Source organism: Pontibacter populi, assembly GCF_040278685.1.
Taxonomy (GTDB): domain Bacteria; phylum Bacteroidota; class Bacteroidia; order Cytophagales; family Hymenobacteraceae; genus Pontibacter; species Pontibacter populi.
This window is the reverse complement of record NZ_JBEOKT010000004.1, coordinates 212,536-225,046: the sequence shown is the minus strand read 5'-3', so window position 1 is coordinate 225,046 and position 12,511 is coordinate 212,536. Positions and strand designations below refer to the sequence as shown.

General features: G+C 44.9%; 13 protein-coding genes. 5 read left to right on the top strand and 8 right to left on the bottom strand.

All coding sequences use genetic code 11. The features are described 5' to 3' along the window. Positions 1 to 6: 6 nt before the first annotated feature. From crtID to ABS362_RS05980, 5 genes are all read right to left on the bottom strand, one after another. On the bottom strand, positions 7 to 1,497 hold the full coding sequence (gene crtID / locus ABS362_RS06000; RefSeq protein ID WP_350411463.1) for a bifunctional phytoene desaturase/3,4-desaturase: 1,491 nt from the start codon (positions 1,495 to 1,497) through the stop codon (positions 7 to 9). Between the two features lie 36 nt (positions 1,498 to 1,533). Continuing rightward, a complete protein-coding gene (locus tag ABS362_RS05995) occupies positions 1,534 to 2,049 on the bottom strand; it encodes an RNA polymerase sigma factor (protein ID WP_350411460.1) in 516 nt (171 codons plus the stop codon). A gap of 226 nt (positions 2,050 to 2,275) precedes the next feature. Then, positions 2,276 to 3,151 carry a MerR family transcriptional regulator gene (locus ABS362_RS05990; protein ID WP_350411458.1) on the bottom strand — a complete coding sequence of 292 codons (876 nt, stop codon included), beginning with the start codon at positions 3,149 to 3,151 and terminating at the stop codon, positions 2,276 to 2,278. Next, positions 3,132 to 3,617 (bottom strand): sterol desaturase family protein, encoded by a 486-nt coding sequence (locus ABS362_RS05985; RefSeq protein ID WP_350411456.1) that lies wholly within the window; start codon positions 3,615 to 3,617, stop codon positions 3,132 to 3,134. The genes ABS362_RS05990 and ABS362_RS05985 overlap by 20 nt, the downstream gene beginning before the upstream one ends. 49 nt (positions 3,618 to 3,666) lie before the next feature. Further along, positions 3,667 to 4,440 carry an enoyl-CoA hydratase/isomerase family protein gene (locus ABS362_RS05980; protein WP_434086518.1) on the bottom strand — a complete coding sequence of 258 codons (774 nt, stop codon included), beginning with the start codon at positions 4,438 to 4,440 and terminating at the stop codon, positions 3,667 to 3,669. 227 nt (positions 4,441 to 4,667) lie between these two features. On the opposite strand from ABS362_RS05980, the gene ABS362_RS05975 reads away from it, so the two are divergent. The 5 genes from ABS362_RS05975 (at position 4,668) to paaD (ending at position 8,406) form a co-directional block, all read left to right on the top strand. Beyond that, positions 4,668 to 5,234 (top strand): TetR/AcrR family transcriptional regulator, encoded by a 567-nt coding sequence (locus ABS362_RS05975; RefSeq protein WP_350411454.1) that lies wholly within the window; start codon positions 4,668 to 4,670, stop codon positions 5,232 to 5,234. Between the two features lie 83 nt (positions 5,235 to 5,317). Then, a complete protein-coding gene (gene paaA, locus ABS362_RS05970) occupies positions 5,318 to 6,304 on the top strand; it encodes a 1,2-phenylacetyl-CoA epoxidase subunit PaaA (RefSeq protein WP_350411452.1) in 987 nt (328 codons plus the stop codon). A 114-nt stretch (positions 6,305 to 6,418) separates the two neighbouring features. Then, entirely contained in the window at positions 6,419 to 7,057 is a 639-nt protein-coding gene (locus ABS362_RS05965) for a phenylacetic acid degradation b (RefSeq protein WP_350411451.1), read from the top strand. Then, entirely contained in the window at positions 7,057 to 7,812 is a 756-nt protein-coding gene (paaC, locus tag ABS362_RS05960) for a 1,2-phenylacetyl-CoA epoxidase subunit PaaC (RefSeq protein WP_350411450.1), read from the top strand. The genes ABS362_RS05965 and paaC overlap by 1 nt, the downstream gene beginning before the upstream one ends. Before the next feature lie 108 nt (positions 7,813 to 7,920). Next, a complete protein-coding gene (gene paaD / locus ABS362_RS05955; protein ID WP_350411449.1) occupies positions 7,921 to 8,406 on the top strand; it encodes a 1,2-phenylacetyl-CoA epoxidase subunit PaaD in 486 nt (161 codons plus the stop codon). 66 nt (positions 8,407 to 8,472) lie between these two features. Here paaD and ABS362_RS05950 read toward each other — a convergent pair whose 3' ends face one another. The 3 genes from ABS362_RS05950 to ABS362_RS05940 form a co-directional block, all read right to left on the bottom strand. Further along, a complete protein-coding gene (locus tag ABS362_RS05950; RefSeq protein ID WP_350411447.1) occupies positions 8,473 to 9,258 on the bottom strand; it encodes a copper resistance protein NlpE N-terminal domain-containing protein in 786 nt (261 codons plus the stop codon). 98 nt (positions 9,259 to 9,356) lie between these two features. Then, complete coding sequence (locus ABS362_RS05945) at positions 9,357 to 11,087, bottom strand: M3 family oligoendopeptidase (protein ID WP_350411446.1); 1,731 nt, start codon at positions 11,085 to 11,087, stop codon at positions 9,357 to 9,359. A 106-nt stretch (positions 11,088 to 11,193) separates the two neighbouring features. Next, entirely contained in the window at positions 11,194 to 12,273 is a 1,080-nt protein-coding gene (locus ABS362_RS05940; RefSeq protein WP_350411444.1) for a 2Fe-2S iron-sulfur cluster-binding protein, read from the bottom strand. Positions 12,274 to 12,511 lie beyond the last annotated feature (238 nt).

Here is a 12,511-nt window from a genome sequence, read left to right as displayed (position 1 = left end):
ATACGGTTATACTAAAACAGGTGACCTGAATTCCTTCTCCACTTCCGTTGCTACCACCTGCCCCGATATCAGGGATGGCGGCACACCTGGCCCGGGCACGGTGAGCTGCCCGGTATAAAATAAGTTATGTACTTTTTTGCTTTTCAGACTTGGCTTTAGCAGCGCGGTTTGTAGCAGGGTGTTAGCCAAACCATACGCATTTCCTTTAAAAGCATTGTAATCGTGTATAAAATCGTTGTGTGCGTAGCTGCGCTTATAAGTTACGAACGGGCGTATCTCCTGGTTTGTCAGCTTCTCCAACCTTTCCATTACCAGGTCATAGTATTGCTCACGCACTTCATCGGTATCATTAAGCCCGGGCGCAACCGGAATCAGTATAAACAGGTTCTCACAGCCATCTGGTGCTACACTTGGGTCTGTAACAGACGGTGCCGATACGTAAAACAAAGGCTTGGCCGGCCATTTTGGGTTTGTATAGATCTCGTTTGCATGCGGGCCAAAATCCTCATCAAAAAACAGGTTATGGTGACGCAGGTTCTGCAGGCGTTTGTTTATACCTAAATAAAAGATCAGAGACGATGGCGCCATTACCCGCGTATCCCAGTATTCTTCTGAATAGCTTTGATATTGCGCAGCCAACAGGTTTTTCTCTACATGATGGTAATCGGCACTTGCAACTATAACGTCGGCTTCATAAATATCTGAAGTAGTAACTATAGTTTTGGCGTTACCCTGCTCTACTTTAATTTCCTGCACATCCTGGTTATAGTTAAACACAACCCCCTTCTCTTCAGCAAGCTGCACCATTCCTTCAATGATCTTATGCATACCACCCATCGGGTACCAGGTACCCAGGCTTATATCGGCATAGTTCATTAAACTATAAAGGGCAGGTGTGTTTTCAGGCAGCGCTCCCAGGAAAAGGATTGGGAACTCCATCAGTTTGATGATCTTCGGATGTGAGAAGAAACGACGGATATGTTTGTGAAACGACTGAAAAACATCCATCCGCAGCACATCCAGCAGCAAACGCAGGTTCATGAACTCGGTAACGGAGCGGCCTGGCTTATACACAAGCTGGTTTATCCCAACTTCGTATTTATAAGCAGCTTGTTCCAGGAACCGGTCTAACTGGTGCGCGCTGCCCGGCTCCCACTTCTCAAAAAGTGCCTTGAGTTCATCTAACGATGCCGGCACATCTACAAAATCGTCTTCCCCGAAAATAACTGTATAAGAAGGATCAAGCCTTACCAGGTTGTAGTAATCAGCGGTGCTTTTGCCAAACTTCTGAAAGTAAGACTCGAACACATCGGGCATCCAGTACCAACTGGGACCCATATCAAATGTAAAACCTTGTTCTGTAAAGCTGCGGGCGCGACCTCCGGGTGTGCTGTTCTTTTCCAACACAGTTACCTTATATCCTTTATCTGCCAGGCTTGTTGCAGCCGAGATGCCAGAAAACCCAGACCCAATTACTATTACATTTTTACCAGTCATAAAGTAAGATTTAGAGCCCGCGCCACGCGTTATCAGTTAAGCGTCCTGCTTGTAAACTTTCAGGTTTTGTTTTAATTCTTTACGAGCTATGTGTATCCTGTTTTTTACTGTCCCGATCGGAATCTCCAGTTTTTCAGCTATTTCGGTATACTTATAGCCTACATAGTACATCATAAAAGGGGTACGATGTTCTTCGCTGAGGCCGGCAATGGCTTTGTTAATATCGTTCATGACGAAAGTTGCCGTGCCTTTGTTTTGCGTTATATAGTTTTCATCGGTGTTCAGGTACTGCAGGTACTCTGAGCTATCGATGTTACTACTACGCTTGGTTATTTTGTTATAGTTGTTGATGAAGGTATTGCGCATGATCGTGTAAAGCCAGGCTTTCAGGTTTGTTCCTGCTTTAAACTTCTCGCGGTTCATCAGAGCCTTTAGTACCGTTTCCTGTACCAGGTCTTTGGCATCGTCAGTATCGCGGGTGAGGTTAAAAGCCACAGGCCGCAATGTCTGAGCAACACGCTGTATTACGTTGCTAAATTCTATTGCTGTCATACTTTTGTTTATACTTTTATCTAAAACTATAAACAAATATACGTAAGTTTCTGAAAAAGTAAATAAGTTTGTTTAATTATTTTACAAAATGTGTTAAACAAAGTTATAACAAGGTATTTTTATTCAGTAATACTATAAAAATGAGAGGGTTAAAGAACTAAAAAAAGAAAGCCTGCCTATACACATAACGGTATAGGCAGGCTTCAGATATTATATAGTCTTGCTGCTAGCTAAAGAGCTTTGTAAATTCGCGCATACAGGTAAGTCGTTTTACATTACCCGGAAATACTAAATGTTCGTGTTGTACCTGCATGCCATAAATGTAAATGGTTGCTTCAGAAAACGTCTCTGCTAATTTATCAAGGTATTTCTGCACCTGGTCACGGTCAGGAACCGAGGTGAGCACAGTACAGATATATTGTGGTTTGGTAAGTGCGTAGGTTAATTCCAGATCGCTGAAAGGTAAATTCTGCCCCATATAAATTACGTGCAGGTTTTTTACCCGGATCACATAGTTCATATAAAGCAAAGCCAGCTCATGCAACTCACCTTCAGGCAAATACAGTAAGTAAGAAGGAGATTCAGGATTCCGACGAACCACTTGCCCATCAATCGCAACTATAAGTTTCTGGCGGATAAGGTTACTGACAAAGTGCTCGTGAGCAGGAGTAATTTTACCGGTTTGCCAGAAGATCCCGATTTTATGAAGGAAAGGATAAACCAGTCGGTTCATTGCTTCAGCAAAACCTACCTGCAGCGTTACAGTTGAGATGGCTTTATCAAACGCTTCTTCATCCAGGTCCAGCATCGCCGACATCATGTTGTTAATGTGCTGCGAGCACTCGCCGGGCACATCGCATAGCTGCTGCACTTTTTCAATCACCTGGTCTGGCTGCATCTGAGCTATTTTGGATATCTTAAATCCTTTCTCGTTTAGCAACGATACATTCAGCAACGTTTTAAGGTCCTTGTCGTCGTAATACCTGATGTTGGTTTCGGTGCGTTTGGGGCACAGGATATTATACCGCTGTTCCCAAATCCGGATAGTATGGGCTTTGATGCCCGAAAGATGTTCCAGTTCTTTAATGGTGTACTGCGCCACGTTTATCCTTTTTATTAACTATTTCACTTGCTGCCTTAAAATACCTCGGCGCTACCCACAACATCCCAAACGATTCCGACCCATCTTTAGCAGCTACTTTATGATGCACTTTGTGCGCCATGTTTAACGCTTTCAGATAAACATTAGACGTTTTGCCGAATGCTTTTATGCGCCTGTGAATGAACACATCGTGGATCAGGAAATAAGCCACCCCATACAAGGTAATGCCCGCTCCTATCCAGAACCTATAATCTATAGGATCGGTGCCGAAAATAAAAAACAGCATCGCCAATAGGCCATAATAGGCAAAAAACAGGTCGTTTAATTCAAATGTGTGCTTGTGCCGGGTGTGGTGCGACTTATGCAGGAACCATAAAAAACCATGAAGTACATATTTGTGCATGGCCCAGGCCACCACTTCCATTACTACAAAGGTTAACAGCATGATTCCTAATCCTGTCAGCATACCCAATGAACAGCAAGTTTAAGAAATAGTTTTAAAAGTTAAACAGAATTTACCAATTGATAGGCTCTTTATTAAGGAAAGCTGCAATACCGCGCTGGCAATCTTCGGAACTACGGGCAACAGCATTCATCTCGGCAGCATATTGCAAGCCACCTTCCAGCGTCATTTCCTGTACCCGCGCGATCATCTCCTTTGTTACCTCCATGCTCTGCTTAGAGTTCTCGTTACATAGTTTCTGAGCAAAGGCAAAAACACGCTGCTCCAGTTCTACGGTGGGCACCACATAGTTTACCAAACCATATTGCTCAGCTTCGGCAGCGGAAATAAGATCACCGGTTAACAACAATTGCTTGGCCCTAGCCTCCCCTATTTTGCGTAGCAGGAACACCTTAACTATAGCAGGTATAAACCCGATCTTTACTTCGGTGTAACCAAACTTCGCTTCCGGCACTGTAAACCCGAAATCGCAGATAGCGGCCAATCCGCAACCGCCTGCAATGGCATGACCGTGAATCTGGGCAATCACTACTTTCTTCAGGGTGTAAATAAGGCGGAAAAGCTCCATCAGGTGTGTAGAGTCCAACAGGTTTTCGTGGTAATCATTTTCCTGTAGTTTCTGAATATATTCCAGGTCGGCGCCGGCACAGAACACTTTTCCTTCGGCTCGCAACACTATCACTTTGCAAGTTTCATCTTCTTCGGCGGCAACAAAAGCCCGCTTCAGTTCAGATACCACTTCGTAATTCAGGGCGTTTCTTTTTTCTGCTCTGGCAAGGGTAATGTAGCCAACACGGTCCTGCACTTCATAATACACGAAGTCCATTTTCAGTTTATGAGCAGATGTAACAGTATCATTCATGGCGGTGTTTTTTATAGTTAGCAGTTAATTCAGGCTGGAGTTCAAATATACGTAAGAGTTCATCCAATGCTCAGTCACACAAAGAAAAAGTATAAATCAAAATCTTAAACCAGCAACTATAAATCCACGTTAAAAAGTTTGCTAACGAACGTTAGGTTGCTTACATTTGTTAGCTATATATGGAAGTAACTTTGAGCAGAAAAGAACAAATTGAACATACCGCAACAGCACTCTTCAAAAAAAGAGGCTTTTCGGCTACGTCTATGCGCGACTTGGCAAACCAACTGGGTATCGAAGCTGCTAGTATTTACTCCCATATAAAGTCTAAAGAAGAGATTCTGCAGCGCGTATGTTTTAGGATGGCTAATGAGTTTTTTGAAGCTATTGACCAGGCTGATGTACGAGATGCTTCTGCTTCTCAGCGATTACAGGCTGCCATTACAGCGCACGTAAAGGTGCTGACCAAAAACACAGAGGCATCAGCAGTGTTCCTGCATGAGTGGCGCCACCTGAGCGAGCCGCACCATGCTGAGTTCTTAGCATTACGCTACCGCTATGAAGAGCATTTTAGAGAAATAATTCGTGCAGGCATTAAGGCCGGCGAGTTTAAAGTACCTGATGAGAAATTTGCAGTTTTAACTATACTTTCGGCACTGAACTGGATACATACCTGGTACAAGCCCGAAGGAAAAATGAATGCTGAAGAAATTGCCGCTAACCTGGCAACTATGCTACTAAACGGACTAAAACAAACTTAATACACGCCAAACACAAACTAACTAATCGCCGGGTCGCCACCTACGGCCCGGCACTTTTACTGAACCTTTAAACTATAAATATTATGTACGGAGGAGGAAACGTTTTTGAAGCGACAAAATTCGATGATGTGCAGACTGAAGATCCTGCAAAATTAGAAGAATTTGAAGCACGCATTGCCCGTGGCGAGAAGATCGAACCAACCGATTGGATGCCCGAACTATACCGTAAGCAGCTGATTAGAATGATCGAGCAGCATGCGCACTCTGAAATCATTGGTGCCCTGCCAGAAGGTACCTGGATCACACGAGCTCCTGGTTTCCGTCGTAAGATGGCGCAGATGGCAAAGGTGCAGGACGAAGTTGGCCACGCCCAGCTGCTATACTCTGCCGCTGAAACACTGGGCAAATCGCGCGAGCAAATGCTGACGGACCTGATTAACGGCAAGTCGAAATATTCCAACGTATTCAACTACCCTGCCTTTACCTGGGCAGATTCTAATATTATTTCCTGGCTGATTGATGCAGGCGCTATTGTAAACCAGATGGCAAATGCCAAAGGTAGCTACGGTCCCTACTCACGTGCTTTAGAGCGAATCTGTGCTGAAGAAGCTTTCCACCTGAAGTATGGCCACGATGCCGTGGTACACATGGCAACAGGTACACCAAAGCAGCGCGAAATGATACAGGCTGCGCTTAACCGCTGGTGGCCACCGATCATGACGTTCTTCGGACCGTCAGATAAAATGAGTACGCATACCGAAACGCTGATGCGCTGGAAAGTGAAGATGGCTTCTAACGACGAGTGCCGTCAGCAATTCCTGGATATGTATGTGCCTAAGATCTGGGAACTTGGATTGACTGTTCCGGATCCGAAACTGAAAAAGAACATGGAAACCGGCCAGTGGGAATACACCGAGCCGGATTGGGATGAGTTTAAGCGCGTGATCAATGGCGATGGCCCTTGTAACGCCGAGCGCCTTGCCGTTCGCCGTACCGCCGAAGAGCGTGGTGCCTGGGTGCGCAGAGCCCTGCTTAATCCTAAAGCAAAATATGTTCGCCCATTGGCATAGCCAATGGTAGTTATAAATTATTAATTATGAATTATGAATGGGCGTAAGGTGAGATCGTTCTTAATGTTACCCAATTCATAATTTATAATTCATCATTCATAATTCTAAAAAAGAATGAGCTTAAAGTCACTAGACCCGAGAGTAACCCGATTGAACCTGCCGGAAGGTGAAGTTCCTGCTATGGAGCCAAAGCCAGAGTTGGATCAGTTTGAAACATACGAAGCCTTCCATCAGAAGAAAGAAGGTGCCGCCTATACCTATGTTGGACCGGTTCACGCACCGAACGAAGACGTAGCTTTCCTGTTTGCAAAGGAGCAGTATAGCCGTCGTTTTGCCTGCACTGGCCTTTGGATAGCACGTACCGAAAATATACAGGTAACTCCTTATGGCAATGATAACGAGAATGTGTACGACACTATTCAGTTTGACGAGCCAGCCCAGCGCAGCGAACAGCCGGAACCTTACGAGATATTCCATCTGAAGAAGCGTGGAAAAGCGCATGCACATGCCGGCCGTGTAATGGCAACATCTTACCCGGAAGCATTAGCTGAAGCAAAAAACGCTTTTGGTGAGAAAGGCCCTATCGTAAATGTGTGGGTGGTAAGATCGAAAGATGTGTTGCAGTCTGCGGAAGAAGACAAGGATATGTGGACCACTATTCCAGAGAAAAAGTACCGCGAAGCCATTGCCTATAAAGTGATGGATAAGATCACGAAGTATAAAGAAGAGAACAAACCTACAACTGCGCAATAATGAACGAGCTAGCGATAAAAGACCTGTTATACAAACTGGCAGACGACCAGCTTATACTTGGCCACCGCAACTCTGAGTGGACCGGTTTCGGCCCGATACTGGAAGAGGACATTGCTTTCTCGTCGATGGCGCAGGATAAGATCGGCCATAGTTTAGCATTTTATACCTTGCTGCAGGAGCTTGGCGAAGCTGAACCGGACACCGTTGCTTTTACCCGCAACGCCAACCAATTCCATAACAGCCAGTTGGTTGAGCTCCCAAACGGCGAGTATGACTTCAGTTTGATCCGCCATTTCCTGTATGATAATGCGGAGATCATCCGTTTTGAAATGCTTTCGCAGTCGAGCTACGAGCCTATTGCCAAGGTTGCTACGAAACTGAAAGGTGAAGTAAAATACCACGTGCTACACGCTAACACCTGGATCAAAAACCTGGGCTCATCTACAGTAGAAGCTATACTTCGTTTGCAGACTTCTTTGAATGAAGCGATGCCTTACGCGCTGGCTATGTTCGAGAAGTCAAAGTATGAACAAGAGCTGATCGATGCGGGGGTTTATGCCGGAGAAGAAGCTGTGAAAGCTGAATGGCTGAAACGTATAACAGCAGTGATAGAGAAAACCGACCTGAAATTACCTGACCTGGCAACTATAGAACCAAAGTTTGGCGGACGTTACGGCGAGCACACAGAGCACCTGCAGCCGCTGCTGGACGAAATGGCCGAGGTATTTAAGATCGACCCAACTGCTGAGTGGTAGTTCTTTTTTGACAAAGGATTTTTTTGACAAAAGACAAATGACTCCATTCATTAAATAATGCATCTCTTTTGTCCTTTGTCAAATAGTCTTATGTCTAAATTTAAAACCATGAAACTGACCAAGGAAAACATATTAACCCTGCTGGAGGAAGTAAAAGACCCTGAAATACCGGTGTTGTCGCTGGTGGATCTGGGTGTGATCACGGGTGTGGAGATATCGGAAGATGACCACGTGACTGTGAACATGACACCTACCTTTGCCGGTTGCCCTGCCATGGACTACATGAAGAAAGATGTAGAACGCACGCTGGAGAAACATGGCATCACCAACTATAAGGTTAATATGACCTTTGATAAGCCCTGGGATAGCAACAAGCTAAGCGAAAAGGGACGTCAGCACCTGAAAGAGTTTGGCCTGGCACCGCCGCCAAAGTATGATCTTATACTTGATCTGGATATTCTGGAACATGTAAAGTGCCCGTACTGCGACAGCGAAAACACAGATATGAGAACACCTTTCGGCCCGACACTTTGCCGCTCGATGCATTACTGTAACAACTGCAAGCAGATGTTTGAGCAGTTTAAGCCACTTTAAGCAGACCAACATAAAACAGAAAAGCCAGCTAAACTATAGCTGGCTTTTCTGTTTTATAAGTATAGACTATTTTTCTTCCATCTTTGTGTTAAGAAACATTCCGCAGCCATTAAACTCTATGCCTTTAGCTTTAACCCGAACCGTGTGTGTAGACATTTTACCCGACATGGTATCTTCGCATGGTTGGGCAGTTAATTCAACTATAAGGTCACCGGTTTCGGAAGTAGCTTTGTAAGTGATTATTTTTCCATTATTTGTAACCTCTGGCATTGCAGTTTGCAAGGTTATAGTTTTAGAAGGCAGCGTTTTAAAGTACATACCTTTCTCCTGATCGATCTCCAAAGCCCAGCCAGGTTCGTTTCCTGTGGCTATAAAATCAACTCCCTGCCTACGTTTCTCATTCCATAGTTCAGGGTTGTCTTCCGTTAAGTCAGTATCTTTTCTTAGCTTATACTTATCAGCCAGGTTTGAATTTATTCTCTTGCCCTCCTGATCAAGCATATGCAATTCCCCACCAATAGACATATCAAACTGGGTTGAAGTAGAGTCATTACCGTGAAGTTGAAGAATGCCATTCGCTATTTGCCAAGTTCCGATGCGTGTATAAGGGTCTACGTCACGCTCCTGGTAGATCATGATTTCTTCAAAAGTATTGTCATCGTTCAGGCCCAGGCTATAGTTTATGCCCGGGCAGTCGGCACATGGTATTACGCCACGCCATACTCCCACCACACTACCTGGTAACCTGCTTTCTCCAGCTGCTACATCCAAAGGCTCCGTCGAAAGCTCACTTGTTGTACAACCTGAAACTATAGCTACTAACACCAGAAACGCCCAAAACCTACTTCTCATACTTTTACTTTACGACCTAAAATTTACGCCGATCTTATACTTAAAATAAAAAGCCCTGCTACCGATAGCAGGGCTCAAAATTAGGCAATTTTTGTAGTTTATAGTTGCTCCATTTCGTGCTGCACAAAATCAACCAGGCTCTTGATATACGCCGTACTAAAATCGAATTTGATCCCAGCCGCTTCATATACTTCACCGATCGATACGGTATAACCTAAGCTCAATGCACGTTTGTAAGCTGCCAAACCTTCTGCAGGATTCTCCTTATAGTTCTTCCAGACAGCAATTGCACCTAATTGTGCCATGGCATACTCTACATAGTAGAAAGGTACTTCGAAAATATGAAGCTGCTTTTGCCACATATAAGGCTTGTACTGCTCCAGCCCGGTCCAGTCAACTAACTGGTGGTTAAACTGGTCGAAGATGTTCACCCATTCCTGCTTGCGTTCTTCGGTAGTTTGCTCCGGGTGCTCATAGATCCAATGCTGGAACTTATCAACTGTAGCTACCCATGGGAACGTCTCCAGAACACTCTCGAGGTGCGTCTTCTTGGCTCTGCGCAATTCGTCTTCGTCATCAAAGAACGTATCCCAGTAATCCATCGAGATAAGTTCCATCGACATAGACGCCAGTTCAGCCACTTCTGAAGGTGGATGCTTGAAGGAGTTAAGTGTCAGTTCGCGTGTCAGGAAAGAGTGAACAGCGTGGCCGCCTTCGTGCAGCATCGTGATCACATCGCGCAAGCTGGAAGTCGCATTCATAAAAATGAACGGAACCCCGATCTCATCTAACGGATAGTTATAACCACCAGGCGCTTTCCCTTTTCTCGATTCCAGATCCAGGTGGCCCATGGCGCGCATCGTAGCAAGGCAATCGCCTAAATACGTATCCAGTTTATAGAAAACCTGAACCGTTTTTTCCAGCAGTTCTTCTCCGGATGTGAATGGCTCCAGCGGCTTTCTGCCTGATGGGTCCACATCCAGGTCCCAGGGCTTTAATTCGTCTACTCCCAGTTTCTGTTTGCGCTCCTGGTCTATAGTTGTAAGCAACGGAACTATAGTTTCTTTGATAGAAGTATGGAAATCGAAGCAATCCTGTGGGGTATAATCAAAGCGGCCAAGTGCGGCAAACATATAATCCCGGAAGTTCTCAAAATCGGCATTTTTAGCTACCTGGGTGCGTAGTTTCAGCAGTTCGCTGAACAGTTCATCCAGTTTGTCTTTGTCCTGAATGCGGCGTTCCTGTATCGTTCTCCAGGCAGTTTCGCGCACGGCCCGGTCGTTCTGCTTCATGCGGTCGGCAGCGCGTTGCAGTGTCATTTCTTCGCCATCCAGCGTTACGGTCATGGCGCCGGTTATAGCTGCGTACTGTTGCTGCTTGGTGCTGATCTCGGTATTAAGCGGAATGTTCTCTTCCCTGAAAATCTCCAAAGCACGCTCTACGCCACGCAGGTAAATTCTATACTTGTCTTTATCCAGTGCATTCACGTACGGCGAGTGCATCAGCTTTTTATTCAGCTCGTGGTCGTAAGGCGCAATCTTGGGGTCAATCTCCGACACAAAATATTGGAAAGCTTTCGTACTTTCTTCATTCTGCGTGTCGCAGGTCATGCGTATGTAGCGCCAGCCCATATCCTCTGAAAGCATACTTTCCAGTTCGCTACGGTCGGTCATCCATTTTTCAAGTTCCTGAACATTAGCAATATGTCTGCTTTTAAGTTCTTCGAAGGATGGCTGTAGTGCTTCCCAGGTTTCTACTTTAAAATCTTCGGGAATATAGGTGCGTTGCTTGCGCTTGGGTATGATTAAGTTTGCTGATACGTTGGTCATAATGCTAACATATATTCTAAAAGTGTAATATAAGCACTTCCGTTGAAAGTACAAAAAAAGCCATATCTACAAAAGATATGGCCCTTATTTTATACGTGAAATAGAATTATCCGATCTCAATAACTACATCGCTTGTAAGCGGGTGACCTACACAGTTCAGTACATAGCCTTCATCCAGCTCCGCATCCGACAAGCCTTCGCGCTCGTCCAGATGCACTTTTCCGCTCAGGCATTTGCCACGGCAGGCGGTACATAAACCCGCCTGGCAAGAGTATGGCAGGTCCACATCCTGGTCCAGAGCAGCTTCCAGTATAGTTTGGTCCGGGTTTACGGTTACGCTGTATTCTGAGCCTTCGTAAATTATAGTTACAGTTTGGGTTGTAATCTCGTCTTCGTCGGTAGCGCTCACATTACCATGCTGATCCGAATCAGGTTCGCCGGTTAGTTTGCTACTCACAAAGCTTTCTCTGAAAACGCGCTCTGTCGGCACATGCAGCACATGCAGGGCTTTCTTCACTTCATCCATCATGCCTTCAGGGCCACACATAAAGTATAACCCATTGCTGATCTTAGATAACTGCAGGCGCTCCAGAATTTTAATGATCAGGCTCTGGTTCATGCGGCCGCGGTACTCGCAATTCTGATTTGGCTGACTATAGATATAGGATATTTGCAAACGGTCGGGGTTCTCGGCAAGCAGTTGCTCCAACTGGTCTTTAAAGATCACGGAGTTCTCGTCGCGGTTACCGTAGAGCAATGTTACTTTACTATTTGGCTCTTCGCGCAGCACGCCTTTAAGTATAGACATAAGTGGCGTTATGCCACTGCCAGCACCTAAAAGTATAACGTTGCGGGTTTCGGCAGCATCGCAGGTAATACAGAAATTACCAAGCGGTTCCATCACTTCAATCTCCTGCCCTATTGCGGCATTATCCAGCAAATAGTTAGACACTTTACCGCCCGGCACACGCTTTATAGTTACCGATAAGGTATTCTCGTGGGGTGTACTGCTGAGCGAGTAAGAGCGGCGTTCTTTTTTACCTTCAAAAGGAATAATTAGGGTAAGAAACTGGCCTGGCTTATAGTTTATAGTTTGATTCTGAGGTTGTTCAAAATGAAGGGTAACAGCATCTGAAGTTTCGCGGGTGATGTCCGCAATTTTCAGTGTGTGGTAGGAGTTACTCATTTTAGTTTATAGTTTATTATGATGAATTGAGCTTTAGAGCCTGTTTACAACTGGAAAGTTACAATAAACTTAATTGTTGTCAGAAAGTTTTTACTAAAACACAACGCTTTTGTATAAAGTATACGTACAAGACCAAAACTGAAAACAGGCTGTATAAAGATTGGGAAAAAAACTGCAACTTTGTGCTGTTGAGCTGTTTCAGAAACAAAATGGGTAATAGACCCCAGCTCAATTACCG